Source organism: Paenibacillus cellulositrophicus (assembly GCF_009363095.1).
Lineage (GTDB): Bacteria > Bacillota > Bacilli > Paenibacillales > Paenibacillaceae > Paenibacillus_AQ > Paenibacillus_AQ favisporus.
This window is the reverse complement of sequence record NZ_CP045295.1, coordinates 5,666,928-5,693,334: the sequence shown is the minus strand read 5'-3', so window position 1 is coordinate 5,693,334 and position 26,407 is coordinate 5,666,928. Positions and strand designations below refer to the sequence as shown.

The 26,407-nt window shown below is 51.1% G+C and carries 27 protein-coding genes; 7 read left to right on the top strand and 20 right to left on the bottom strand.

All coding sequences use genetic code 11. The features are described from left to right. Positions 1-188: 188 nt before the first annotated feature. Complete coding sequence (locus GCU45_RS26000; RefSeq protein ID WP_425281230.1) at positions 189-620, top strand: VOC family protein; 432 nt, start codon at positions 189-191, stop codon at positions 618-620. A gap of 164 nt (positions 621-784) precedes the next feature. Here the strand turns inward: GCU45_RS26000 and GCU45_RS25995 are convergent, their stop codons facing one another. Further along, positions 785-1,426, bottom strand: coding sequence for a CBO0543 family protein (locus GCU45_RS25995; protein WP_152401600.1), 642 nt, complete (start codon positions 1,424-1,426; stop codon positions 785-787). 115 nt (positions 1,427-1,541) lie between these two features. On the opposite strand from GCU45_RS25995, the gene GCU45_RS25990 reads away from it, so the two are divergent. Both GCU45_RS25990 and GCU45_RS25985 read left to right on the top strand, forming a co-directional pair. Further along, positions 1,542-2,327 carry a hypothetical protein gene (locus GCU45_RS25990; protein ID WP_152401598.1) on the top strand — a complete coding sequence of 262 codons (786 nt, stop codon included), beginning with the start codon at positions 1,542-1,544 and terminating at the stop codon, positions 2,325-2,327. Beyond that, a complete protein-coding gene (locus tag GCU45_RS25985; RefSeq protein ID WP_244364273.1) occupies positions 2,327-2,824 on the top strand; it encodes a hypothetical protein in 498 nt (165 codons plus the stop codon). The genes GCU45_RS25990 and GCU45_RS25985 overlap by 1 nt, the downstream gene beginning before the upstream one ends. Here the strand turns inward: GCU45_RS25985 and GCU45_RS25980 are convergent. Further along, positions 2,819-3,748: a phosphotransferase family protein gene (locus tag GCU45_RS25980; protein WP_152401596.1), complete on the bottom strand. Its 930-nt coding sequence runs from the start codon at positions 3,746-3,748 to the stop codon at positions 2,819-2,821. The genes GCU45_RS25985 and GCU45_RS25980 overlap by 6 nt on opposite strands. 267 nt (positions 3,749-4,015) lie before the next feature. Here GCU45_RS25980 and GCU45_RS25975 point away from each other — a divergent pair, with 267 nt between their 5' ends. Then, complete coding sequence (locus GCU45_RS25975; RefSeq protein ID WP_152401594.1) at positions 4,016-5,563, top strand: MFS transporter; 1,548 nt, start codon at positions 4,016-4,018, stop codon at positions 5,561-5,563. A 70-nt stretch (positions 5,564-5,633) separates the two neighbouring features. Here the strand turns inward: GCU45_RS25975 and GCU45_RS25970 are convergent, their stop codons facing one another. Together GCU45_RS25970 and GCU45_RS25965 are read right to left on the bottom strand one after the other, a co-directional pair. Then, positions 5,634-6,431 carry a TetR/AcrR family transcriptional regulator gene (locus GCU45_RS25970; protein WP_152401593.1) on the bottom strand — a complete coding sequence of 266 codons (798 nt, stop codon included), beginning with the start codon at positions 6,429-6,431 and terminating at the stop codon, positions 5,634-5,636. A 138-nt stretch (positions 6,432-6,569) separates the two neighbouring features. Continuing rightward, a complete protein-coding gene (locus GCU45_RS25965) occupies positions 6,570-7,376 on the bottom strand; it encodes an AraC family transcriptional regulator (protein ID WP_105443942.1) in 807 nt (268 codons plus the stop codon). 252 nt (positions 7,377-7,628) lie between these two features. Here GCU45_RS25965 and GCU45_RS25960 point away from each other — a divergent pair, with 252 nt between their 5' ends. Further along, entirely contained in the window at positions 7,629-10,205 is a 2,577-nt protein-coding gene (locus GCU45_RS25960; RefSeq protein ID WP_152401591.1) for an Ig-like domain-containing protein, read from the top strand. A 116-nt stretch (positions 10,206-10,321) separates the two neighbouring features. Here GCU45_RS25960 and GCU45_RS25955 read toward each other — a convergent pair whose 3' ends face one another. The 7 genes from GCU45_RS25955 to GCU45_RS25925 all read right to left on the bottom strand — a co-directional run bounded on the left by GCU45_RS25955 (position 10,322) and on the right by GCU45_RS25925 (position 16,841). After that, the gene (locus tag GCU45_RS25955) at positions 10,322-10,882 is read right to left on the bottom strand and encodes a sugar O-acetyltransferase (protein WP_152401588.1); all 561 of its coding nucleotides are present in this window, start codon (positions 10,880-10,882) and stop codon (positions 10,322-10,324) included. A 1-nt stretch (position 10,883) separates the two neighbouring features. Continuing rightward, on the bottom strand, positions 10,884-12,116 hold the full coding sequence (locus GCU45_RS25950; protein WP_152401586.1) for an MFS transporter: 1,233 nt from the start codon (positions 12,114-12,116) through the stop codon (positions 10,884-10,886). Between the two features lie 11 nt (positions 12,117-12,127). Continuing rightward, the gene (locus tag GCU45_RS25945) at positions 12,128-13,159 is read right to left on the bottom strand and encodes an ROK family protein (protein WP_152401585.1); all 1,032 of its coding nucleotides are present in this window, start codon (positions 13,157-13,159) and stop codon (positions 12,128-12,130) included. A 238-nt stretch (positions 13,160-13,397) separates the two neighbouring features. Then, positions 13,398-14,402 carry a phosphotransferase enzyme family protein gene (locus tag GCU45_RS25940; protein ID WP_152401583.1) on the bottom strand — a complete coding sequence of 335 codons (1,005 nt, stop codon included), beginning with the start codon at positions 14,400-14,402 and terminating at the stop codon, positions 13,398-13,400. A gap of 70 nt (positions 14,403-14,472) precedes the next feature. Continuing rightward, a complete protein-coding gene (locus tag GCU45_RS25935; protein ID WP_152401582.1) occupies positions 14,473-15,099 on the bottom strand; it encodes a hypothetical protein in 627 nt (208 codons plus the stop codon). A 154-nt stretch (positions 15,100-15,253) separates the two neighbouring features. Continuing rightward, positions 15,254-16,108, bottom strand: a complete 855-nt coding sequence (locus tag GCU45_RS25930) for a class I SAM-dependent methyltransferase (protein WP_152401580.1) — start codon at positions 16,106-16,108, stop codon at positions 15,254-15,256. Between the two features lie 214 nt (positions 16,109-16,322). Continuing rightward, positions 16,323-16,841 carry a DinB family protein gene (locus GCU45_RS25925; RefSeq protein ID WP_152401578.1) on the bottom strand — a complete coding sequence of 173 codons (519 nt, stop codon included), beginning with the start codon at positions 16,839-16,841 and terminating at the stop codon, positions 16,323-16,325. A gap of 127 nt (positions 16,842-16,968) precedes the next feature. Between GCU45_RS25925 and GCU45_RS25920 the strand changes: the two genes are divergently transcribed. Next, entirely contained in the window at positions 16,969-17,919 is a 951-nt protein-coding gene (locus GCU45_RS25920) for a helix-turn-helix transcriptional regulator (RefSeq protein ID WP_152401576.1), read from the top strand. A gap of 77 nt (positions 17,920-17,996) precedes the next feature. On the opposite strand, the gene GCU45_RS25915 is transcribed toward GCU45_RS25920, so the two are convergent. The 5 genes from GCU45_RS25915 to GCU45_RS25895 all read right to left on the bottom strand — a co-directional run bounded on the left by GCU45_RS25915 (position 17,997) and on the right by GCU45_RS25895 (position 21,622). Further along, positions 17,997-18,995: an anti-sigma factor gene (locus GCU45_RS25915; protein WP_167527227.1), complete on the bottom strand. Its 999-nt coding sequence runs from the start codon at positions 18,993-18,995 to the stop codon at positions 17,997-17,999. Then, positions 18,982-19,479: an RNA polymerase sigma factor gene (locus GCU45_RS25910; RefSeq protein WP_152401572.1), complete on the bottom strand. Its 498-nt coding sequence runs from the start codon at positions 19,477-19,479 to the stop codon at positions 18,982-18,984. The genes GCU45_RS25915 and GCU45_RS25910 overlap by 14 nt, the downstream gene beginning before the upstream one ends. Before the next feature lie 164 nt (positions 19,480-19,643). Beyond that, positions 19,644-20,186 carry a GNAT family N-acetyltransferase gene (locus GCU45_RS25905; RefSeq protein ID WP_152401570.1) on the bottom strand — a complete coding sequence of 181 codons (543 nt, stop codon included), beginning with the start codon at positions 20,184-20,186 and terminating at the stop codon, positions 19,644-19,646. 146 nt (positions 20,187-20,332) lie between these two features. Beyond that, positions 20,333-20,599 (bottom strand): CD3324 family protein, encoded by a 267-nt coding sequence (locus GCU45_RS25900; protein ID WP_152401568.1) that lies wholly within the window; start codon positions 20,597-20,599, stop codon positions 20,333-20,335. 309 nt (positions 20,600-20,908) lie between these two features. Continuing rightward, a complete protein-coding gene (locus GCU45_RS25895; RefSeq protein ID WP_152401566.1) occupies positions 20,909-21,622 on the bottom strand; it encodes a glycerophosphodiester phosphodiesterase family protein in 714 nt (237 codons plus the stop codon). A 249-nt stretch (positions 21,623-21,871) separates the two neighbouring features. Between GCU45_RS25895 and GCU45_RS25890 the strand changes: the two genes are divergently transcribed. Then, positions 21,872-22,876 (top strand): aminoglycoside phosphotransferase family protein, encoded by a 1,005-nt coding sequence (locus GCU45_RS25890; RefSeq protein WP_152401564.1) that lies wholly within the window; start codon positions 21,872-21,874, stop codon positions 22,874-22,876. Positions 22,877-23,000: 124 nt separating this feature from the next. On the opposite strand, the gene GCU45_RS25885 is transcribed toward GCU45_RS25890, so the two are convergent. The 4 genes from GCU45_RS25885 to GCU45_RS25870 all read right to left on the bottom strand — a co-directional run bounded on the left by GCU45_RS25885 (position 23,001) and on the right by GCU45_RS25870 (position 26,341). Then, a complete protein-coding gene (locus GCU45_RS25885; RefSeq protein ID WP_152401562.1) occupies positions 23,001-23,597 on the bottom strand; it encodes a TetR/AcrR family transcriptional regulator in 597 nt (198 codons plus the stop codon). Positions 23,598-23,665: 68 nt separating this feature from the next. After that, entirely contained in the window at positions 23,666-25,141 is a 1,476-nt protein-coding gene (locus GCU45_RS25880; protein ID WP_244364271.1) for an FAD-dependent oxidoreductase, read from the bottom strand. Between the two features lie 254 nt (positions 25,142-25,395). Beyond that, on the bottom strand, positions 25,396-25,920 hold the full coding sequence (locus GCU45_RS25875) for a P-loop nucleotide/nucleoside kinase family protein (protein ID WP_152401558.1): 525 nt from the start codon (positions 25,918-25,920) through the stop codon (positions 25,396-25,398). Positions 25,921-25,984: 64 nt separating this feature from the next. Beyond that, positions 25,985-26,341, bottom strand: coding sequence for a VOC family protein (locus GCU45_RS25870; protein WP_152401556.1), 357 nt, complete (start codon positions 26,339-26,341; stop codon positions 25,985-25,987). Positions 26,342-26,407: the final 66 nt, after the last annotated feature.

Below are 26,407 nucleotides of genomic sequence, written 5' to 3'. Positions count from 1 at the left end.
TTTTCCTTATTACTAATATGTCGCAAGAAATCTAACGGATGTGACCGAAATCGTAAAAAAAATCGCAAAAAAATATTTTAACCTTTCCGGTCACGTTTACCTGCCGGTGAACGACATGGGTAGTGAAGGGAATCCCGCTGCCAAATAAAAGGTCCGTCGGTATCCCGGTAAAAAAACATGTACAGGAGATGATTGTTGTGAGCACGAGTTTAATCCCTTTTATTGAAATGAATGGTCAAGCAAATGAGGCTATCGATTTTTACGTCAAAGCGCTGGAAGCCAAGGTTGTCTATGCACAACGGCTGGGCGATGTACCGGAAAATCCGGAGTCCCCGCTGTCACCGGAGAAAAAGGACTGGATATCCTTTGCGGTCTTGGTCATCGGTGAATCGCAGCTCCAACTGTCCGACCTTGTTACCAGCAGCAGCTACCAAAAGGGCTCGCCAGTGACTATCGTCGTGCAAACCGATGACAAAGATCAGGCCACCCGATACTTTAACGCCTTGAAACAGGGCGGTCAAGTGAATACGCCGCTTGAAGCCAGCTTCTTCAGTCCCGCTTACGGCAATGTGACGGATCCATTCGGTATCACGTTCCGGATCCTCGCCAAAGGACAATAGCAATCTATGGTCACAGTTCCCCCTTTTCACGAAGGTTAAGCTGACCGGTTTCAGGAAGCGGAATCGTATAACAAATCATAAAATAACGCATCGAATCCGCCTTCGATGCGTTATTGTCTATCAATATTGTATCCTGGAACTAAAAGCGGGCTCAATGCCCTCTTTTAGTTCGCAGGTTTTTGTTGTGATCGGTTTGCCTTGGATAGCATGAACTCCAGCGACCACTTAACAAAACAGGCTTTAGCTATATATAGCGGGAACGAATAAATAGATTTCCAATGGTCCATGTCATAAATATCAATCCAGACAAAGAGAGGCTCTGCAATGAAGGCAGCCCCTAGGGCCAGTATGACATTGGCGACAAAGAATGACTTCCAACTTCTAAAATACTGATAGATCAACATATGGATGACAGGCAATACGGAGTAATCAATCGGGCTTAAGCGAGGAATCAGCCTGAAGACTTGATGAGGGTAAGACCATAATCCCAGCTCACTTCCAATATCATCCAGAAGGACAATAACGATGGTTATTGCAAAACCATAAAGTAAAATATCCTTCAGTCTTGATTTATCGACTACTTTCCACCAAATGATCCATGGCACAATCAAAAGCACCAACAAAAACCACCATTGAATCGAAAACAGGTCATGGCGATAATAATACAGTCTTCTCATTTCAGTAAGTTTACGATCTACATCTTTGATTTCTTCAAAGGAAGGATATCGGTCTGACAAAAGTAATGCAGCTCCTTTTTTTGCACCATTCATCGTCCATGGATTGTCCTTAAACTTCCCCAAAGTCATCCCGCTAATTCCATGTCTTCTTTAAGCCAATCGCGTTATACCTCCCAAAGAAGAATAATCTTTCGCCAATTGACAAAAAATTCGATTACACTGTATTCCATTGGAGCGTTGATAAGTGGATAACTTTAGAGCCAAATATAAAAATCGTTATTATCATGCCTTTGTCACGACGTTCGGCACCATCCAGCTTCACCAGCGTAATCCCCTGGTCGTAGCGTTATGGTCCGTAGCGTTTCCTGGATTCGGCCACATCTTATTACACAAATTCATTTCCGGGTTCGCATTGTTTTTTTGGGAATTTTATATCAACCAAAAGACTCAGCTGAATACTGCCATTGTGTATTCTTTTAACGGAGATATCGCCCACGCAAAGGCTGTATTAAATGAAAAGTACATATATCTCTATATCCCCGTTTATTTATTTGCCATATGGGACAGCTACCGGACCACAGTCGATATCAATAAGATTCACCTGCTCGCGAAAAGGGAAAATGCCAAATACCCGAATTTTTCGATGAGCCCCTTCGAGGTCAATTATCTGGACAAGAAAAAGCCATGGATTGCGTTAGTCTGGGCAATGACAATTCCAAGTCTTGGACAGCTATATATTCATCGAATCTTAGCTGCTGTTCTGACGCTTGTTATGACTATGATGATTGTCATTCAGTCCAATATGATCGAAGCGCTGCATTACTTTTTGCTGGGAGACTTCCCGAAATCTAGAGAAGTGATGGGAGTTCAGTGGTTCCTTTACTTCCCCTCGGTCTATTTCTTTACCATGTATGACTCTTATACCAATGCCGTAGAGCTGACAAAACTGTTTGATTGGGAACAAGCCGATTATTTGAAAAAAAACTGTCAGCCGCAAAATTTTGTTCTGCATAAGGGAGAAAAAATCTAATGGGAATCCAATTTTTCTCTACATTTCAGCATTCACACTATGTCGAGCTGGCTATAAGCAAGCTTAAAGAAAACGAGGGCGTCCATATTTACGCTGTCCCCCTGGATAATCGTTCGGTGGATATGAAGTTGGTTGATACGATGCACGGTACGGACGGAACCTCGTTAGTCGATATCGGGCTCATCCTGGCCATGATGGGTGGGACCATCGGGGTATCCAGAGGATTTGTTCTCCACTGGGGTCCGGTCTTTTGGGGGCTAATTGGAGCAGCTGTCGGATTTGCTGTTGGCTTTGTTTACGATTTGATAAAAAACCTTGTGAAACGAAAAAAGATCCGAACGGTCAAGACAACAACCGGTGAAGTGATATTGATCGTCCAATGCAGAGCGGAGCAAGCCCCGTTTGTTGAGCAGACGCTGTGGGGGAACAGGGCACTCGGAGTTGCCAAAACACAAATGCAAACCGCTCCATCCGAGCCCGTTACAACAGACTTATGATTTGTCCAGGCCCAGAAGGAAATTGCGAGTATATGCGTAGGCGTCGGTCCATCCCATTTTGGCATAGAAGCGCAGTCCGTCCAGTCCTTTGAAGTAATAAGCGCCCTTTAATCTCTCATTGAAATCGGGGATGACGATTCCGGCTTGCGCTTGATGGTCCTGATAAGCCTGTACGACGTTGTGCCCGTCCATGTGCCGGTCCAAAATGGCCAGATCCACAAGAAAGTCGCCGTAAGCGCAGTTGCAATCCAAAATCCCCGTAATCCGGCTGCTGTCAGACAAGATGTTCCACTGGTGAAAATCCCCATGTATAAAATAGCGGTGCGGCTCGTTAAAGTGTGAATACGCCGTTAACCGGCTGTAAATCTCATCGAATACCTCTTTCTCCAAACAGGAGTTATGGAATAAAGCGTACCAGTTCTCCCAGAAGCTGCCCGTTTGGTCTTCCGCATAGACGGATTCCCAATAATCCTTCCAGGTTGGGAACGCACCGTCACCACTCGCCCCGATCCAGCCGTATCCACGGGCTCCACGCAGGTCAATATGATTCAAGCGCGTCAAAATCCGAATAAGCTCCGGAAGCCGGCAGCGCTGCTCCTCAGCCGAAAAATCCGCCAGATTGCGGCCTTCTATCTTTTCCAAAATGGAATATTCGAGATTCCCTGTTTTCCCATGTCCGATACACCGGGGGAAAGGTATGCCCTGGCTGGACAGCAGATTCGATACGTAGATTTCCGACTGGTACGCCCCCTCCAGGTCGCTGAACTTGATCACGTACCCTTGACCTTCATGGTTAAAGGAAAAAACGCGGCTTAAGTTCCCCCCTTGCAGCGGCGTGATTTCTATCGCTCCATCACCCAGATGCTCACTGATCATCTCCTCGACCAAAGTGATGTCCACGATTGGTTTTTCGTATTCGGTCATGCTTTCCGCCTCCCTTTCACTTCCATATCGTTCGATCGGTTACCCGCGATTCCGGATTGAACCCATTATATCCCGGATTGTCTCATAGAAAAATGGGGCCGGGCAATAAAAATACGGTTTATCATGCGGCTCTTCAATGCTCCATAGAACTCCGCTCTTACCCGTGAAAAAATATATTTCTTTTGTGTTGACCATATACTGTTTATATAATATACTGTTTTTAAAAGTTACTGTTTATACAATAAACAATAAAGAGAGGGATTTTAAATGAGCATTTCAAACCCCGACGCGGCCAAATTGGCCGGCCGCAAAGAATGGATCGCACTTTGCATCCTTTGTCTCCCGCTGATGGTCGTCTCGATGGACGTATCCGTCCTGTTCTTCGCGGCACCGGCCATTGCCGCGGATCTACTGCCGACCGCCACCCAGCAATTATGGATTTTCGACGTTTACGGCTTCATCCTTGCCGGGCTGCTGCTGACGATGGGCGCCGTCGGCGACCGGATTGGACGACGGCGCCTGCTGATGATCGGTTCCGTCGGATTCGCCCTAAGCTCTTTGTTCGCAGCGTACGCCCAGTCGGCCGAAACGCTGATCCTGGCCCGCGGGATTCTGGGAATCGCCGGTTCGACCCTCATGCCGTCAACGCTGGCGCTCGTCCGCACGATGTTCCAGGACCCGGCGCAGCGGACGAAGGCGATGGCCATTTGGAGCGCCGTCATGGCGGGCGGCGTCACCGTCGGGCCGATTATCGGCGGCCTGCTTCTCGACTCTTTCTCCTGGGGATCCGTGTTCCTCATCAATATCCCCGCCATGGTCCTGCTGCTCATCATCGCGCCGTTTTTGCTGCCGGAGTCCCGCAGCACGGCAAAAGTCAAAGTCGATGTATTCAGCTCGACTCTCGCGCTCGCCGCGATCCTTCCCGTGACTTACGGCGTGAAGACGCTGGCGGAAGACGGCTGGGCCATCCTTCCCGCCGCACTGCTTGCCGCAGGCTTGCTCATCGGCATTCTGTTCGTACGGCGCCAGTTGACCATCTCTAATCCGCTGCTCGATATCCGTGCGCTGATGGAGCGGCGGACCGGCGGTTCGATCCTCGTAAACTTTATCGCTACGTTTACGCTCATGGCCAGCTCGCTCATCAATACCCAGTTCCTCCAGTCGGTTCTTGGATACTCCCCCTTCGTCGCTTCCCTCTGGAGCGTGGCGCCTTCTGTTGTGGTCGGGGCAGCGGCACCGATTGCCGGTAAACTGTCGCAAATCTACGGAAGACCGCGCGTCATGGCCGGCGGCTTTCTCCTGTCGGCAGTCGGATTCGGCGTACTGACCCAGGTCCGCCTGGAAGGCTTCTCACCGCTGACCGTGCTGCTCGTCGGCGCCGCCTTGGTCGCCGCGGGAATCGTATCCGTCATGACCCTCGTCACCGATTATGTCGTGGGCGTCGCTCCGGCCGACCGAGCGGGAGCCGTCGGCGGCCTCATTGAAACGTCCAACGAGCTCGGAGGCGCATTCGGCATCGCGCTCCTAGGCTGCGTCCTTGCGGCCATTTACCGCCACGCGGTCACCCCGTTCCTGCCCCCAGGACTTGCGCCGGATGCGGCCCAGGCAGCAGGGCAGACCATTGCTGGCGCATCGGCCGCCGCCCTGCATTTACCGGCGGATGCTGCGGCGCAGGTCATGAAGGCTTCCCGTGAAGCGTTCATCACCGCCATGCACGCCACCTGCCTGATCTCCGGCGTCATCCTGCTCCTGGCCACCGCAGTCACGCTCGTATTGCTTCGCGAACAGAAGAAGGCCGTCCACACCGCTGCGTAAGATCAGCGCAAATGAATAAAGGCTGCCTCCAAGGAATCATCCCTGGAAGCAGCCTTTTTTAGCGGCAGCTTTATTTGTGTATGCTGCCGCTGATTTTCCGGTTCAAATACTGTTCAATCCCGTCCAGCATCCGCTCCAGCCCGAATTCCAAATCATCGCCTACGGTGTTTTCGGCCTCGTTCTCGCCCGAATAAACCCCGGACATGACGATCGGGTACAGGTTCGGATATGGTTCAGGCTTCACCAGCGTCCGAAGTGACGCCGAGTAATTGATTCCGCTGAACTCCTCCTCACTCGAACCGGCCTGAACGGCCCGGTCGATATCGCGTTGGAGCATCCCGCAATTACGGGCATAGCCGCTCAGCAAAAGAACGATCGACATTTTCTCGAAATGGTCCAGTGGCATGTCCCGCAGCGGCCGGAGCGCCCAATCGACGATCCGTAAATTGTTAGGCGTGATCGGAATGCCGAGGATCGGAATATCCCCATACCATGGATGTTTCCGAAAAATAGCGACCGTTCCGAGTACATACTCTCGCATGCTCTCCCGCCATTCATGCGGGGGACGCTCAGGAGTCAGCGGAATATCGCATGCCGCATCCTGCATGAGGATGAGCAGGTCGTCTTTGCTTGGAATATAACGATAAAGGGACATCGCCGTAAAACCGAGCGCCGACGCGATCCGGTTCATCGAAACGGCGGCGAGGCCGTCCTGGTCCGCGATTTCAATCGCCTTCGACACGATCTGGTCGATGCTCATCTCCCGCTTGGGCCCCCGCTGCGGAGGCTTCACCAGTCCCCAGCTCAGCGCTGCGCCGGCAGGAAGCATCTTCGCCGCTTCTTCCGGTGTCACTTCTTCATTACTCATCAGATCTACCCCCTAGTGTCCTAAGCCATTATGCGCTCAAAAAAAATGTTTATACCATAAACAGTATATCACATTTGACTGCATTTTGAAAATTCACGGGAGTCATTTCCCCATTCTTCCGGCCCCCGCCTTTTTCACTCACCGAGCCGATTCGTTCTTAGGCATCCCCTCCAGGAGGCTTCGGCGAAATTCGTTCGGAGTCATGCCGTATTCCTTTTTGAAGACGCGGTAAAACGAACGCAAGCTGTTGAAGCCGGAGTCAAACGCAATCTCGGTGACCGGATCGGCGGTGGACAGCAGCAGCATGTGGGCGTAGGCCGCCCGCTGGCCGTTGATATAATCGCGGAACGAGACGTGAAACTGCTCGGAGAAAATTCGCGAAATGAGGAACTTGCTGATCCCGAGTTTTTTGGAAAGCGTGTCCAAGTTGATGGCCTCCAGAAAATGAAGGTCGATATAAGCAAGGATCTTTTGGAAGAGATCCATATCTTTCGTATAATCCACCCTTTTCAGGGACAGCAGCGGCAGCACATGCCCTAATAATACCGAAATGTACGCCTTGAGCAATCGGCTGTCGCCAGGTTCGCGATACAGCTTGTACAAGCTGGTCAGGGTGCCTGATACGACCGGATGTTTGTGGACGACCGGGTGGTCCGGAACATAATGAAGCAAATCTCCTGTGTAATCTCCCGGAAATGAAGCGTCAAAGAAGATCAGCAGGATTTGGCTGTGGTCAATCGTTTGATAGCCGTGCGGCTGATTAGGGAAAATGATCGCCATGTCCCCTTCGGAGAGGACGTACTCTTGTTGATCGATGTGGACACGGATGTCGCCGGACAGGACCATGGCAATTTCGACGTTTTTATGCAGATGCAGAGGATAGGTATTATTGGTTGAAATGAATAAATGAAACTGCGGGTCCCTGTGCTGGTATTTGATTTTCATTTCGATCCCCCGTTTCAGTCTGATGTGAACCCTGGCAGCCAAGCATGGTTTGTTATGAAAAAGATAATACGGATGTCTGTATCTGCACAAGCACCGGTCGCAACTTCTGGCACAAAAAAATTCGTTTTTGGCAGGTAAAAGCAGCCCAAAAGATTTAAAGTAAGAGCAGTAAGCGGCTCCATGGAGCGGAAAACACAGAATGCCGCCAGGCTTCCTGCTCTATATGCCGTTGAAGGGAGGAAGTGTGATCGAATGACAAATCGAACAGTAAGGGGTGCATTTATGTTACACGGCAAGCGGATGAAACAGAAGAACAAAGGAATGAAAAGCATGGCTGTTGTGTTGAGTATTATGGTAGCGCTTCCATTTGCGGGAATGCCGCATTCCGGTTCGGTTTCGGCTCAGTCGGCGGATGAGCAGAAGTTTGCGGGTGCATCGATTCCCGCTTTTCCGGGTGCGGAAGGCGGCGGGGCTTATACCAGCGGCGGCCGCGGGGGCGACGTTTATATCGTCACCACCCTGGAGGATTACGGCGCCAACGAAAAGGCGGTCCCGGGATCGCTTCGCTATGGGATTATGTCCACGCCGAAAGAAGGCCGCACGATTGTTTTTAACGTATCCGGAACGATCGAGCTGGAAAGCTCCCTGCTGTTCAAAAACATTAAAAACCTGACCATCGCCGGGCAAACCGCGCCGGGCAACGGCATTACCCTTGCAGGTTGGGACACCAACATCAGCAACTCGGAGAACATTATCCTCCGGTACCTCTCCTTCCGGCCGGGGGCGACCAACGTGTACAACGGCAGCGATTCGATGGATGCGCTCTGGGGCAGGGACAATAACTATTTTATCATTGACCACTGCTCCTTCAGCTGGAATACCGATGAAACGCTGTCGCTGTACAGGGGCGAAAACGGCACCGTCCAATGGTCCCTCATTTCGGAGAGCCTCACCCTGTCCGGGCATTCCAAAGGCAGACACGGCTACGGCGGCATCGCCGGCGGAGACAAAACGACGTTCCATCACAATCTGTATGCCAGCCATACTTCCCGGAACCCAAGGCTCGGCGGCGGGTATGCCGGCGCGGCGGATGCCGATCACGTGGCGGTCGTGCAGCTCTCCAACAATGTGATCTATAACTGGGGCTTTAACGGCACCTACGGCGGAGGGTTCACCTTTACGAATTATATGAACAATATCGAAATCGCCGGTCCAGGCACACGGGATAATGTAACCGACCGGGTCATCGATGCGGGCGAATCCAAAAAGCTTGGCGGCTTCTACATCGCCGGGAACCGGATCAACGGCAAGCTGACGGGATGGCTCGACGGATCGTCCCCATTGGTGAAAAGCTCCGGTGACACCAGCGGAGACCAGTCGACGTCTTTTGCGTCCAAACCGTATCTCTCTGCGGACAGCACGGGAGTCAATCACGGGGTGACCAATCCGGCGTTTGACGATTACGTGCAGCATGGCGTGGAAAAAGCGAACGAGCCGCTGCTGAAGGCCATTTTGCAGAAGGCTGGAGCCACCTACCCGCGCCGCGACGCCATCGACGCAAGAATCGTCGCGGAAGTGGAGCTGGGCCTCGGCAGATACATCAACACCGAAAACGAGGTTGGCGGGTATGTCACCCCATTCGGCGTGATCGAGGAGCAGCACGGCACCGATTTTGATACGAATCGGAACGGAATCGACGACCAATGGGAGAAGAAAAACAACATCTGGGGCATTCATGATGCCTATAAGACGGTAACCGACACGGGCTACACCTGGCTTGAGCTGTATCTCAACAGCCTGGCCGACATGGACCATGCGGCCGAAAATCCGGATGCCACACTTGAGGCGCCGCTGAACAATGCACAGTTTGCACTGGGAGAGGACATTGAGGTCAACGTCAAAGCCTCCTCCAAATTCGGAAATAAAATCAACAATGTGGCCGTATACAACGGATCGCAGTACCTTGGAGAAGCGGTGAAAAAAGGCGGCGCCTATGTGTATACCATCAAGGGCCTTCAGGATGCTTCCTACAATATTTCGGCCAGAGTGACGGACACGGACGGAAATGCGGCCCAAACGACCGCAGCCACCATCCATGTCAACACGGCCCCGCGCTCGCTGGCTGATGCAGGCTGGGCATCGGCCGATATCGGCTTCCCGGACATTAAAGGAACCGGAAGTCTGACGGACGGCGTGATCACCGTTAAAGGCAACGGCAAGCTGGGAACGAGCGAAGGAAGCACCAAGCAATCGCCGGAATACGATGCTGCGAAAGACGATTTTCATTTTGTATATAAGGAAATGACCGGAGACATGGAGTTCACCGCGAAGCTGGAAGCCATCGGAGCCGTTGACAATCACGCCTTTACCGGACTGATGATCCGCGAAGATTTGCAAGATAACAGCGCCACTGCAGCCCTTGGATTATCCTGGGTGAAGCTGTCCAAAGAAACAAGCTGGTCGGCTTATCTAACGGGAAGAGATCAGCAGGGCTCAGGCTTTGATCCGTTGACCGAAACATTGGACAGCGCATCCAGCGCGCAGGAAGCCGGTATTCAGCTGGTTCCCGACATTCCGTTCAAAATCGGCGGCGTCGAGCAGGGCTACTGGCTCAAGCTCGGCCGGAATGGCGACACCTTCTACGCCTACGGATCGACGGACGGCAAGGAATGGAAGCCGATCGGTCAGAGAACCATCGCGATGAAGGATTCGGTCTATGTCGGTTTTGCCGTGGACAGCAACGATGTGGCCAATGCGATCGAGCAATTAAACTTTGCCAAATTCTCGAATGTGAAACTCGAAGATCACTTTTCCCCCATAAGCAACTAAGCTTAAATCGACGGGATGTGTTCATATGGGCATCTCTCTGAGATAACTCTTTTAACGGTATGTAAAAATCGCCCGGCGGCCGTTCTCCGCTCGGGCGATTCTTTTTTTATCACAACTTAGGCTTCGATCGTTTTAATGACTTTCGCCGGATTGCCTCCCACGATGGTGTTGTCCGGAACATCCTTGGTCACGACTGCTCCGGAAGCGATGACGACGTTGTTGCCGATCGTTACGCCCGGGTTGATGACCGCCCTCCCGCCGACCCATGCATTGTCGCCGATCGTTACGGGTTTGCCATATTCCGGTCCCTTGATCCTTTCGTACGGATCCACCGGGTGAGTCGCGGTATAGACGTGAACCCCGGGCCCAAACAAGCAGTTGTCCCCGATCCTCACTTCGCACACATCCAAGATGGTACAGTCAAAGTTGGCGTAGAAATGCTCACCGACGTGAATATTGTAGCCATAGTCAAAGCGGATGTTGGGCTCCATCGCCAGGAAGTTCCCGGTTGAACCGAGCAGCTCCTTCAGGATTTTCAGCCGCAATTTTTCATCCGTTTCGGTCGTCTGGTTGTACATGCGGGTCATTTGCCGGGCATATGCCCGCTCCTGCGTCAATTCAGGGTCGGCAGCGACGTACAATTCGCCGTCCAGCATCTTTTGTTTTTCTGTTTTCATCTTAGGAGTGAAGTCCCCTCTCATCTTGATGTAATGTTTGGTGCAGCTGCACGGGCTTGGCTGCTCTAGATAGAGAACCTGCGATCCCAATGCCGATCAGCACCGCGATCAGTGCGTGCAATAACCCGAAATGCTCTCCAAGAAAGCCAAGCGCAGGCGGGCCCACCAGAAAAGCGATGTAGCCTGTAGTCGCCACGGCTCCGACTCTTGCAGCAGCGCCTTGAGGATCATCCCCCGCCGCCGACAGTCCGACCGGAAAACCAAGGGAAGCTCCAAGTCCCCACAGGACAACGCCTATGGAGGCCACAACGTCATTCGGCCCCCAGATCACCAGCGATAATCCGAAAATGGCCGCCACGGCACATCCGGATAACACCGGCACCCGGCCATAACGGTCCAGAACCCATCCGCCCGTAAACCGTCCCAGCGTCATCGCCGCAACGAACAATCCGTAAATAAATGAACCTGTCAGCGAGCTCACCCCGTAGCCATCCACCATGGTCAGCGGCAGCCAGTCATTGGCGGAACCCTCGGCAAACGCCATGCCCAAAACGATGACTCCAATCAGCAAGCTGCGCCTCTCCGTCCACATCCTTAACTGCTGCTGAAGCGCCGATCCTTTAGGTGCTCCAGCACCCGCCGGTTCCTTCCCAGACTCCTCAGGCAGATAACGCCAGCTATAGAGCACAGCTGCCGCCATAATTAAGGCAAGGATCGTGAAATGGACCATCACTTGAAGATGGATGGCGACCGCGGCAGCGCCGAGTGCTGCGCCCACAAGCGTCCCCACACTGAAAAAGCCGTGAAACGCCGGTAAGAGCGTCCGGTTCAACGCCTTTTCCGCGGCTGAGCCCTCCACATTGAGCGCAACCTCCGCCGTACCATAGCCGCTGCCGAAAATAATTAGGCCGATAATAACCACAGGGACCGAAGCCAGCGACGTACCGATTCCCGCAACGACGAAGCCAACCACAATCAGCAAAGAGCTGATCAGGATGACAAATCGTGCGCCTTTCCGGGCTACGATCGAACCTGACGTAAGCAGACCGAACAAAGAGCCGGCGGCAATCGCAAATATAATCATCCCCATCCCGGCGGTGGAGACTTGAAGCGTGTCCCGAACGTCAGGCGTGCGGGAGACCCATGACGCAAAGGATAGTCCCGGCAGGGCAAACAGCAGAAACAGAATATTCCGGACCGTTCCCGGATGCGGTTTACTTTTCACAGATGTCATTAGGCTGACCCTCACCTCCGTTTCTCTACCAACTGCAGGGAATAAGCCAGGCTTTCCAACGTCATAGTCGTCAGCCCGTACATGTAGTCCTCATCCGGATGCTCCAGCAGCGCCAGCTGCGGCATGTGCAGCTCCGGGATATACTTCAGGGATTCCTGGCGGATCAGATGGATATCATCTGCCTGCACCAGACTTCCCGTCAGAGCGATCGTCTCCGGGTTCATGATCGCAATCAGGCTGGACACCGCATGCGCAGCCAGAGAATGGAAAGTCTCCCGGTCGTGCAGCTGCCGCAGCTGCTCCGCCTGCGAAATGCCATACGGTAAGAAGGCGATCTCACCGGCAAAGCGGGTATTCCCCCGATGAATATGCCCATCGACGATTAGCCCGGCGCCCGGCAAGCTCCCTTCGAGAAACGTTGCGACTGCAATCGACTTCTCGCTGTCGTATTCCTGCTTCCGGTAAAAGCCGTACACGGTCGAGTTCATGTCGTTCTCCAGAATGACCTCGATCCCGTGCTTGTCGCGAATGATCGCCTCCAGCGGGGCATGAGTCAGTTCAGGAATATCGCTGACATTGATGACGCCCTGATAAACAGCACCCGGAACGCCGATCCCAACCGCCCGGATTTGCGGGTATTGGGAGATGAGCCCGTCGATCAGTTTCTCAATCGCTGCAACATCGATCCGGCCCGCTTCCCGCTGCCCTTCCTCTACCGCTTCACCGGCTAGGTTGGCAACCCTGTACGTGAGAGAGTGCTCCTTCACGCCGGCCCGGATGATCACGCAGGCGATATAAGCATAGTTCACATTATACTGATACAGTCTGGCCGGACGGCCGCCGCTCGATTCCTCCCGATCCAGCTCGAGCAGTTCACCGGTCTCCAGCATTTCGTTCAGAATGCTGCCGCAGGTCGCCACGCTTAATCCGGTCATTTGCGCCACCATCGACTTGGTACCCTGCTTCATCGATTTGAGCGCTTGCCGCACGAGCTCCTGATTCATCTTTTTGACTCGCATCGTATTGTGCGTCACGGGATTCATTGCCGCCAACCTCCCCTTCCGGACTTATTAAAATACTTTTAATAAGTAATAACATAAATGATTTTGTTGGTTCTGTCTACCCATTGATCCTGATCGGGTGCTAAAGCTGGATATCCTTTTGCCGAGGTTCGTACGGGGCGAGTGATATAGCTATTCGCTTTTTTCGCGCAAAAAAGCCGGCCGATTTATTAAAATCAGCCGGCAGAAATGTAGCTGCTATATTGCGTGACAGTGGTTATCATGCATGTGGCGGACTGAACTCATCGATTAAGGAAATTCCATTCGTGATTCGCATCCGACTATCCTGCAAAAAATCGCGGGTCCAATCGTCCGGTTCACGTAAATCCCAGCTCCGGTGCATACCGACGAATACAATGATTTCACGCAGTCTAAGGAAGAGCGGCAGATGGTCTTTCCAGCCATCAGGCATAGTACGCCCATCCTCGGTATAGCCACGCACGAAATGTTTAACGAAAAGTTCATACTGCGCTTTCCGCTCGGATTTCGAATCCTCCCCATAAACATACAGCAAATAATAAAGCTGGACGGCGATGTCTTCGACATACCAGCTGTACTGGCATTCGTCGAAGTCGAAAAGTGTGATTCCTCCAGCTTCATCCACCATAAAATTCCCGACATTAATATCCCCGTGGATCAACCCGAATTGATCCTCCGAAGCTGGCAGGACAGCCAGCTGTGCTTTAAGCTCATCCAGGGCCTGAAGTATCGGTTGATGTTCTGAGGGCAGCACATTTTTGGCTTGCAAGAGGTATTCATTAGACTTCCAAGTATGTCTTCTGAGAATTGGCTTATAACGCTTCGACAGTTCGTGAAGATGGCCGGTGATGCGTCCGCATTGTTCATAAAGCAGGGCGTTTCCTAAACACTCCGGGTACCCGATTTTACGACCACTCGCGTGCCTGAATGACGTCACGTAGAAATCAATGGCATTTCCTTGCACCCGTTCGATGTCTTTCCCGTCAATTGAAGATACTGGTTCTGAGACAGGCAGTCCATTCTCCGAAAGATAACGAATCCATTCGATCTCAGCCGCAAGTCCTTTCCATGTGCGAAGCGTGCTCGGGGTGAAACGGAGGATATATTTTGAATCGCCATTTATGTAGGAATAAATAAAGTTTTGAAAGCCTCCGATGAAAGTCAGCTCCTTTGGGCTAACGCCAAACCGGGCAGCACCTTCTGCGGCATGCTCGTTCAGGAACATTAATTTTATTTGGGGGTCCATGATTTCTCCTTGTGAATATAAAGTTTCATAAGAAATGAGGAAACACGCTAGAACTTTACCTTAAAGGTTATTACTCTTCAAACTGTAAGGTGAATACGAGTGCCCACTTCGTTTGGCTTAACGATTCCGTTGAAAGATCCGATGTACGCATGGTATTAGAGCTTGTGGCTTGCATGCCAAACACATGCACGGCCTGATCGGCCCTAAACGAACGCGGCTCCGCATCCTGGATCAATCCTCGGGCCGTCAGCTTTTTGTCCCAAGGAATCTGAAATGTGAGTAGGCTAGATCCTGAGCGGCCAATCGTGCTGACCTTTATGATTGCAGACTCGTCCTTCTCCCCCATGGTTACCGTGTCAATGGATATAATCACTTCTACTTCGTTATTGCTTTGCTCATCCGGGCTGTAAAACACATCCCCTATCCAGCCTATAGAATCTACTTTCTGACCGTCCTTCCAAATGTCTATGTCCAAATTAGCGTTTGGCTTGCTCCCTTCATATTTCAGTTTAAATGCACCGGACATCGCCCCGACGAATGGCTGAAACTTGGCTGCCTCCCCCTTAAACAAATCAACGGGTACCAGCTCTATTTTGGCAGGGCTAGATTCCCTCTCAGGTGACGTCGTTTCCTTACTCTCTGCAAAACATCCCGTTAAGACGAATAAGATGATCAATATGCATGCTTTTAAGCGCATGTTACCTCCCCAAAGATGTTCTCATAATTCCAAATTGTACCATACAGTGCGTTATAAAATGAGGTTATCCGGAACGGTTAGCGAAAAAAAGCAGCCGATCGTTGGGATCCGCTGCTTTGATCTGCTTCATAGTTTTTATTGTGTGGATTATCACTCACACCGTTCCGAAGGTGATTTTCATACCCGCTGCATAGGTGGCCGCTGTTGATGAGGTAAATAACTCCGACATTGCATTTTCACATTCATATTGTCGGATGGCCCCTTCCATTGACATTCCTCTCTCTAACAGGATATCAATAAATGCTGAACGCTCCCCCGGGCTACTGAACTGCATAGCTTCATAAATATCGGCACCTATCTTCGCTGTGGGATCATAAATGTTTACTTTATCGCTCAACCGGCATTGGACATTACGTAATCCCAACCGATTGAAGTATAAAGGCAGCTTGATTCCGATGTTTCCGTCCTTACCGGTGCGTTTCAAGTCTCGCTCAAACAACTCCTGCAACTGCCCCAATGGAATCACCGTGGACTGATCAATGCCATCCAAGTGGAAACCTGCACTATTTCCGATCCAATGAGGCTCGAATGCAGCAACTTTTCCTTCGGGTTTGACAGAAGCTTTCATTCTTTTCAGCGTGCTAAGCGGGTCGTTCATATGCAGCAGTACCGCGTGGCATACGGCAAGATCAAATTCCTCATCAAAGCATACTGAGTTAAAATCCGCGGCAATGAACTCCGACCGGTATGGTAGATTTCGAAAGAGCTCTCTTGCATGCTCTATCAGCTTAACACCGGCATCGACACCGACATATTCCGAACCGGCTGGCAGCAGAGGCAGCAATCGGAGCCCCAAATGCCCATAACCACATCCAAAATCTACGATTCGAACGGGATCAACAATGTTCCATACGCGATGAATCAGAAAATCAATATAATCATCGTTATAATACAAGGCAGTAGACCTTTTTAAATACTCGATTTGACCATCCCAATAATATGGCTCCATGAAGGATCTCCCTTAACGTATTTGCGCCGCGGTCGCTTATATAACATACAATCTATCCCAAAAAAGGAATAGACTTATTTTCAATTTTTTTATAGACTATTATGTATCTATGGCTTTTTTAGCAACCCGGCGTTGCATGGAACCGGCACACTTTGTGCCGGTTTTTTATTTCTTCTACACTGTTCCATCTGCACAACTATTTCCCGCCTATGGTTCATAACGTCCACGACTTTGACGCCGGTCCGTACAGATCGTACATCGAAACCGGGATGCCAAGCTGCTTCATATAGGTAAACATTTGGCCGCGGTGGTGATAGATATGTGTCGTAATCTCGATCAACCATTTGATCTGGACAGACGGCTGGTGCTTGGCAAAAAAAGGGGCGGTCGATTTGTGCAGCAGGTCTGCCTCATCCAAGTCGTTCATGTAGTCTTTTAACGCTGAGACTCCGCGATGCATGACCTCTGACAGGGCGGCTGCGTCTTTTACATGCATAACGGACATGACCAGACTTCTAACCTGCTCCATGGGTTGTTCCTGCAAAATGGCCAGTTCTTGCTCGGGGACCTGAACAAGATGGCGGGCAAGCTCGATTAAGCTCCGCATGTTCTCGCGAGGACGATACTCCCAGTGCTCCTCCTCGATCATGGAGAGCAGCGAGGTGGTCGTCGTGAGCGCAAGCTCCATCTCTTCAAACAGCAAATCCTTGATGCGGGATACTTCCGGATTCATTTCTCTCATCCTTTCTTCGGGGCAGAGGATCATTACGAGCATGAATATAACACCTAAATAAGTCAGAACTTGGCTTATTTTATGTGATAATATGGAAGAAAAATATGTGGCGAGGGATGAGCGTGTATTGATCAAATCACAGCGCTTGATTCAGTTAATGATGGTGATTAACGCCAAAAGGTCGTTTACGGTCAGGGAGCTCGCCGACGAGTTCGGCTTGTCTCCGCGGACGATTACCCGGGATTTGCAGGAACTGAGCGAGGTAGGGTTTCCGATCTATTCCGTACAGGGGCGCGGCGGCGGTTACCGGCTGCTTCAAGAACGGATGCTTCCGCCGATTGCCTTTTCAGAGAACGAAGCGGTCGCCGTATTTTTTGCCTGCCAATCCCTGCAGTACTTTGGTTCCGTTCCCTTTGACGAAAGTGCGGCTGCAGCGATTCACAAGTTTTATCACTACTTGCCTGCCGATACGAAAGAGCAGATCGACCGGCTGCGAAATCGGGTGGTCATTTGGAATCCTCATCGGACGATGTCCGCTGACTGCCTCCAGACCCTGCTGCAAGCGATCATGAACGACAGCGTCGTGACCATTGCGTATAAATCCGGCGATGGCGTCACACAAAGAGATATCCAGCCCGTCGGCCTCTATGCGAACGAAGGATACTGGTATTGTCCGGCCTATTGCTTCCTCCGCCAGACCTACCGGCTTTTCCGCGCAGACCGAATCAGCTCAGCAAGTTTGAACGATGCCTCTCCTGACCGGCAGGATCTGAGCGGACGATCGGTATTTGATTGGATCACACCGGATTTGACCCGCTTTAATCAGCAGTGCGATTTGATCGTCGAATTAACAGAAGAAGGCGTACGTTCGCTTGAAACCAACGTCTGGTTCAGTGCTCACATAGCAGTTCATGAAGATGGAAGTGGGACTTTACGCATGCGGATTCCAGCCCAAAAGATCGCGTTTTTTGCAGATTTGATTTGGCCCTTAGGGGGAGAAGCAAAAATCGTGGAGCCTATCGAGGCTGTAGCTTATATCCGGCAAAAAATAGAAACGATCACAAAATGCTATTTTTGATCCCATGAGTTAAAAAGAAGGCAGCCGTTCGCACTTAGCGGATACCTTCTTTTCCTGATTAAGTCGGGACACTTCATTCATCTGTCGACGGTTGCACCCATGACGGCTGCTTTTACATAGGGCTGACCCTGCAAAGCTTTCAGGCTTTCGGCCGTTCCCGTCACGACAACGCCAAACAGGCGCACGTCGCTTGTTTCCGGTTGTTCTTTATCCTTGCGTAAATAATCATAAATCCGCTTAAATTCCTGCTTATATTTTCGATTGTGATGCACTCCGTATTCCAGTGCGCTAAGAAAATCCTTTTCAGAAACATCATTACGATCCGGATGAACTCCAAAACCGTATACGCTGCTCGCCCAGTCGGGAAACGGATCAATAACGGATCCATCAGGCATTTTAGCGGCCGTATATGGCTTCATATCCGAGTAAGTGTCTACCCAATACCATACAGGATGGACGCCTGGCGGAAGCATCGACTTGATCTGCTTCATCGTATAATTTTTATCAAAAGAAATGCCCATTTCAACCCGCTTCCGTCCATCCATGTCCTTAAGCTGCGGAAGCTCGTTAAGATAGTTCGCATATTTTACAATCGGAAGATAGAACAGCATCTCTCTCTCGCCATTATAGCGGTTATAGGGACGTGAATAATGAAATCCTTTGGCCTCCATATCTGGGTCAAGAAGCGACAGGTCTGAATAGTCGCCGGGAGGCAAAGAGAAACTTCCCCAGGAACTGAACTCGTAGTTTTCTTCCCCCCAGATGACCGGGACTCCATCCACAAGCTTATATGTCCGATACCCGAGTGTACCGTGAAGAAAGCCGTAGTTAAATTGGAAACTAATTATATACTGGTTGGGACCACTGATCACTTTAAGCATCTCAATATCACGCATCGCATGTTCCGAGCTCCTGTACTGCAGCTGTAAATTCGCAAACCACCCTCCCGCAAGGATAAATAGCGTAATTCCCAACGATATGATTGCGTTCCTCAGCATCGTTCTGCGGCGTGCCTTCCTGACGAGAGCCGACAGCTTCGCCCCATCATCAAAGCTGGATTCGTTATCGTTCATCATGCAGTCCTCCATATTTTTTCTGAAATAGTTTGCGTGCCCGATATAAGTACGTCTTCACCTTCTCCTCGCGAATGGCTATGAGTTCAGAGATTTCTTTATAGCTAAAACCTAGTTCGTATTTTAAAATAAGCAGCTGTTTATAGATCGGAGTCAGCTCTTCCATCACCTTTTCGATCTCTTCTCTCCGTTCCTTTCGCAGCAGGATTTCCTCTGGAATTTCACTGCCTTCCACCGTCGCCTCTTCCATCGAAATCTCGATTCGTTTGCGTTTTCGGAGCATATCGTAATATCGATTGAGTGCGACCCGATACAGCCACGCCGAAAATTTATCAGGCCCAATGGAATCAATATACAGGAGACCTTTATACACCGCGTCCTGGACGATATCCTCGGCGTCAGCCCTGCTTGCCCCCAGGCGAATCAGGTACCGCTGAATCTGTTTCATTTTATCCTGCATCAGCCGCAGCATCTGATCATTATCCACTTTCAACCTCCCTCCAAGCAGTACAACGTTTGGGTAGGTGCATATGTATACAAGTGCGGCAAAAAAGATTTTCCCTCTCGTAGAATCGGACCCATTGGTGGATCGCAACAGCCATGAATTAGAACAAAAAAACAGCCGATCTTATCGATCAGCCGCCTGACTACTTATTTGTTTGTAAAATTGAACACCTTTGCCGCCCCGATCTCAGCCCGCAGTTCCTTGTCCTCTTCAGTGAACCTGTTGTTTGTATAACGCGCCAGGGTTTTTCTCCAAAAATGAATGGTCCTTGAATTCCTCTCTGTCGGAGTCGTGTAGATCAGCCATTTTCCCTGGAACCGGTTGAAGATTTGGGTAATGGCCTCCTCGGCAACCCCCTGACCCCGGAAAGGCTGCAGTATAAAATATTCGTTCACCAAAAAGTCGCTGTCATCCTCCACATAAGGCGGCGTGGCAATCAATGCGAATCCTGCGGGCACTTCGTCGACCCGAATCAAAAAAGGAAAAAGGCACTCCTCTTTTTCCCACCAAATATCAAACTCGGGCATTTGCTGCTGAAGCGTTTGAAAGGCATCACTGTCTTCAAAGACGCCATACCGATTGGGAAGCACGTTACGGATCCCTGCTAAATCGTGAAGATACAGGGGGTAGAGATTGTAGATGATCAATTGTGTATCACGCCTGCTTAATTCAACCGTTATTTCTGCCATGTTGGATCCTCCTCAAAGAGCCTTTTATCTTTTACCGTAAAGTATATCGGTTGGCGCTTTGAAACAATATGCAGAGAATACACATAACCATTTAGGATACAAAAAGGGGCTCGCGTTGGTTGTTGATCACACGCAAGCCCCTGGCATTAATTTTTCTGGTATACGATCTTCCGGATCGTTTCTTCAGCGAGGCAATAGGACTGGGAGAGCTGCTCCACACCATTTCCTTTACGAAACGATTGCCTGATCTCCAGATTGCGTTTCCGCAGATAATCCCGCTGTCCCGAAAGCTGGCCCCATTTTTTGCGGCCATCCTCCGGAGAAGGAATATAGATCGTCCTGCCTTGGACGTATTTTTGAATTTCCTGAAGCAGCTGTTCAGGTAAAATGTCGCTCGCAGATACATATTTCATTGGCTTCGCCCTTTCATCTAAGTGAGTTGCAGATGGTAAGGTAGCAAAGCCTGCATGACAAACATCCTGCTAATGAATTGAAAATGATGCGGTTAATAGATAAGGCTCCATGCAAAACAACCGCCGCTGTTTGTCATATAGACTCTGCATGGAGCAAAGATGTAAACTTTGCATCGGGTAAGCTTTTGGATTCAGTAGGTCCTGAGCCGGCATCATCGCGATATTCCTCTCTTTCGGTTATTCATCTGCCTAGTAGTTTCCACATGGGGGTTGAGGATTCCTTTTTATAATTAAAATGAGACTCCTCTTTCAATCCCACAAAATCGTATCCGTCGTAATATAGGCCGCACCCGCCTCCTCAAACGGCCGCGAAATCTCCCGCTCGTTTACAGTCCAGATCGACACGTCAACTCCAGCCCTGCTGCAGTATCGTACGTCATCCGGCGTCGTCGAACGGTAGTCGTAATCCAGAAAAGCGGGCTGAAGCCGGCCGATGAGCTCGAGGTCTGCAGCGCTTGGCGGGTTGGCTGATAAAAAGCCGAGCGGCACCGCCGGATCGATGGCACGCACCTTTAACAGATCGTTGGCATTGAAGCAGATGAAGCTCATTTGCCCCATCATGCCGGAGCCGCGGACCAGCTCAACGAGCCTCTCCAGATCGCGATCTTGGTGGTATTCCTCAATCTCGACAAATGCGTGCATGCCGTATTTGACGCAGACGGACAACACTTCCTCCAGCGTCGGGATTAGCAGGCCGGAATAATCGCTGATCCCATTTCCGGAGGTGATGCTCAGTTCGCGGATCTCGGCAAACGCGAAATCCTTCGTCCTCCCCGTTCCGTTCGTCATCCGGTCGACGGTACGGTCATGATGGACAATCCAGCGGCCGTCCGTTGTGCAATAGGTATCGCATTCGATGCCCCAGAACCCCGACCGGCCCGCCAGTTCAAAAGCCGCGACGGTATTCTCAGGCGCCTGCATACTAAGCCCCCGATGGGCTACATACTTCGGTTGCTGATTCACCTGTTTTCACCCCATGATCCGAATTTTTGTTGCTGTCCTCATCCTTTAATCGAACCGAGCATAACCCCTTTGTCAAAGTATTTTTACAAACAGGGGAAAATGACCCGCAGCGGCAGCGTCGTTAACATATTAAAAACCATTCGTGAACGAATGGTTTTTTCCTGCTTCTTGACAGCCGGGTAATCGGACCCATTCCATGCTACAATATCCGGTATATCCCAAAAGAAAGCAAGGAGGCAGGAGGCTGTTATGAATGTAAGGCTGGCAGAACGACTCATCGAAAAATGGGCATCGGCGAATGCCGGTGCGATCGGCTTAGATCCCCATCATATCCAGGCTTCATACATCTATAATCCGGGAGGCTTCGGCAATTTGTCTCTCCGCTTGTCGGACGGCCGCACGCGGCTTCACGTTAAGCTGGCTCCGCCCGATCGGAGCGAGCGGCTGCAGCAGTGGGCGGGCGTCAGCGATTATCTTGCCGAACACTACGCCGCACCCAAGCTGGTCCACAGGATTGACCGAGAGATCGTAGAAGGGTATCCATACGGCCTTGTGTTCGAATATATCGAGGATGCGGTCCCGCTGGCGGAAGCGGCGAATTCGGAAGCTATTCTGACGGGCGTCATCGAGACCGCCTCCAGGCTGCATCACGACGGCATTCTTCGCGGAATGCTGTCTGAAGCGGAAGCCCGCACTTTTGCGGATGCCTTTGAAGATGAGTACATATCCAGGTTTACGGAAGACTTGGAAGGAATCCGCGGATCCCGGGAGCTGCTGCGGGACTTCGTGTCGGATGAGACCCTTTTGTGGTTTGGAGAAGAGATCGAAAGGCTGAGGGAAACCGTCCGTCATACTCCCGCTTTTGGGCTCCCTGCGCGCGATGTGGTTCATAACGATCTGAACGGAAACAACCTGCTGACTTGCGGCAAGGACAGCTTTCGGATCATCGACTGGGACGATCTTTCCGGCCAGGGAGATGCGGCGATGGACTATTCGGTTATGTTATGGCCGCTAAGGCATGGCCCATCATGGCCGGTTTGGAGGGAACGCGTTCTGGTGGCGGCAGGAGATGCGGTTGCCGAGCGGCTTGAGCTGTATTTTCGGGCAAAGTTGCTGGACGACGTCATTGACGTACTGGCCGATTACGTCGAGTCGGAGGAGGTCCCGGAACATCGGGAAGAGGCCCAGCGCAAAGCCAAAGCGGTCCATCTCCGCTCGTATCCGCAGTATCTCGCCCAGTATGGAGCTGGATAAGCAGGCAGCGTTAGAGGTAGAAACGGATTGCTGTTCTTGAATACGGAGAACACATCATAAAACTCTTTCCAACCGCCTTGATAGACGGGTTGGAAAGAGTTTTTTCACGCTGTACAAACTGCGTTTATTTCCGGGCAATCAGCCCCATCAGCATGTCGACCTTCGGAATTCGATATACCCCGCTTCCATTCGAATTGACGACCATTACGCCGGAGAGGACAGATAAGTAACAAGCGATGAGTTCCCGGGGATCTCCTTCCACCAATTCCCCTGCCTGCTGCCCCTCCTTGAATAACGGAAGCAGTATATCGACAGAGGAATCCATGGAATATTCCTGTTGAAGCTGCTTGACTTGCTCGGGCACGCCGTCGGACGTGATGGACTGGTGAATCAGCATGAAATACGGCGCGCCGCCTTCATTTAGGATTTCAGCCGTTAACGCCTTGATTCTCTCGAGCGGCGTTCCCGGCATGTCATAGATACTGCGCAGCGCCGCTTCCGATTCGGCCATCGCCTCCTGAACGAGCGACGTGAACAATTCGTCTTTGGATTTAAAATAATGGTACAGCAGCCCGTTGCTGATGCCTGCCGTCTCCGCGATCATACTCATTTTTGCGCTGAGGATGCCTTTGCGGGCAAACACCTGAAGCGCTGCCGCCTTGATTTGTTCTTTTCGTTCATCGCGAATTTGGTGCAATTGCTCTTCGTTTAATGGTGCCAATGTCAAGAACCCCTTTACCGGAAGCTACCGTTTTTTCTACCAGTATATCAAATCCATCTTGGCTATCGCTATGGTCTGACCAGCTCGAACGCCGATTCCGGGAACTGCGGAAGCATTTCTTCGAGAATCGTTTCCACGGGTTGGCTGTTGTCCGCTGTAAGACTGGAGAGCAGTTCCCTACCTTCTTCCGAATCAGTTAACACTTGGACCGCTGTTTCAGGGTTGAAAATGTTTCGGGGGGAAACCGCTAACGTATTGACCGCCCAATAGAGTCCATAGAACTTCCAATCGGGTTTGCTGACCGCATATCTCAGGAACAGCTCCATATATTCTCGGTTGAAGGCGTTCCCCTTCCCCGAATCCGCCCCATGGTATTCGACCCCCTTCCACCGTAGATCGGCCGTACAGTTCAGCCAGAACGCCGGCTCGATGGCCTCCTTGATTCGGTGAAGCACGCCTTGCTCCCAATCCGGCCGCTTCTCATCGCGCTGTTCCCGCAGACAAGCCTCCAGGATTTCGACAGAGATGGCCGCGACCGTCATCCCTTGACCGAAGATCGGGTCATAGATGCAGTAAGCATCTCCCAAGACCAGCAAGCCTTGCGGCCACTGCGGCATCTGTTCGTATCGATGGCAGTACAATTCCGGAACGCGGAAAGGTCTGGGTGACGCCATCGGTTCGAAATCGCGGACGAGTTCTGCGATTTTCGGGCTCGGAAGCTGCTCCAAGGCGCTCTCGAATTCGGCGGAATCCGTCGGAGGGTAATTCCCGCCCGGACGGGCGAGCAGCACTTCTGCCGTATCGTTTTCGATAAAAGAGAAAACACTTGTATACGTACCGCTCGCAGGCTGCCCTTGAATATTGATGACATCCCATTCATCGATCAAATGAGTCAGATGCGGCGGTACTTTATAGCGGCGGGTGCTGTACCCGAGCGAAACTTTCAACAGATCCGGCTTGGGAACCTCGTAGCCCAGATCCGTAAGCCAGCCCGACAGCTTTGAAGATCGCCCGCTCGTATCAATAACCAGGTCGGCCATCAGGGCTTTCTCCTTGCCGGACTGCTCGCGGTCTCTGGCTTGCACCCCCATTACCTCGGTTCCGTCTGGGCTCGTTAACAACCCCGTCACCTGGTGTTTCGTCAGAAATTTCACGTTGGAAATGGCTGCCGTCCGCTGGCGGATGACCCACTCCAGAATCGCTCTGCTGAATTTAAGATCATCCCGGTCGTACTTCATTTCCAGGGTGCCGTACTGGTTCATAAAATACGCGTTTTTGTTCAGGGAAGACGGGCAGCCGTTCGCGATCATATCCTGCTCATATCCAGGAAAGAGGCGTTCGATGACCGCTTTCCCCCGCGCCGTAAAGCGATGCGGATGGAATGCCTGAGGCGTTCCCGGCCGGACGTCCGGCCCTGTCGGATAGGCATCATTTTCGACGATCAGTACCTCTTTGAAATGTTCCGAGAGCACGCGTGCGGTCATGAGTCCCGCCATACCTCCACCGATGACGATGGCTTTGCTTGTGTTCGCCTTGGTAACCATAAAATGATTCCTCCCTAGTTTAGATTGACTCATTCAGTCAATAATATTCCAAAAAAATACGAAGTCCCGTAAATTAGATTGACTCAGTCAGTCAATGTCATTATGCGGTGATTAACAGTTATTGTCAACCCCTTTTTTTATGCATCAGCATTTGCCTGTTCAGACACTTTCGGGCACAACAAAACGGCGGCCGACGAAGACTTGAAGAATAGCAGTCTATCCCTGCGGCAGCCGTTGTTTAACCATGCTTTCCGTTACATTCCAATATGAACGTGAAACCTGTCATGTTGGATCACTCCTGCGGCAGTCTCGGCCGGATCCTTTTGATTCGTATCCACAAGATAATCCGCATTGTCTGCTGCTGACTTCAGTTTATTTAGCAAAAACAGTGACCGGTCCAGTGAATGGATATCCCCTCTCTTATGGAGCCGCTCCGCTATCGTTTCTTCGTCTGCGTGCAGTACCGCATATTTGAGCTGTACGTTTAAATCGGCGATCTGCCGGCAGAACCACTCGAATTCATCTTCGACGACAAAGTCGATCACGACGTGAAAATCGTTTTGGATAAAGTTTCTGGTGACCGAAAGGATATTCATCCAGGCCAAGCTCAGACGTTCCTCCCATGTCGGGGCAGGCTCCGTCATCTGCATGTGGAGTAAATCGTCGCCCTCGATCAGCACACAGCGTTCCACGAGTCGCGCCAGTTCTTTCGACGTTGTCGATTTTCCAACCCCGAGCGGACCGGAGATCAGATAGATTTGCTTCGTATCACCGTCCATATGTCATCTTCCTCCTCTCTGCAAAAGTCATCAGCTGCGTCTAACCTTTCCAACTCGGCCGGGTTCAGACTTCTGTAATATGCCAGAGAACACCGGCGGGATCCAGCAGGTGGATGGCGCGTCTGCCGTACGGCTGGATTTCAGGAGGCTTGGCTTTCACGCCGTATTTTCCGATGACACCGGAGTGTTGAAGATGGCTCCACCACGCATCCAAATCCTGGACGCATAGCTCCAGCATATAGTTCATTTGCAATTCAGCGTTCTGATAGTTCTGTAAATGGAATTCCGTTTCGTCCATCCGGAAAATCGTAAGCTCATCGCTGGTGAAGATTTTTTCAAATCCCAAATCCTCATAGAACTGCACAGCAAGCGGGTAATTCTCACCGGACGGAACAAAAGGCCTTAGCTTCAGCGCTTTCATCGTCATCATCTCCTTAACAATGGTTATTAAAAACGCCCCACGGCATCATTATAACAGCCGCAGGGC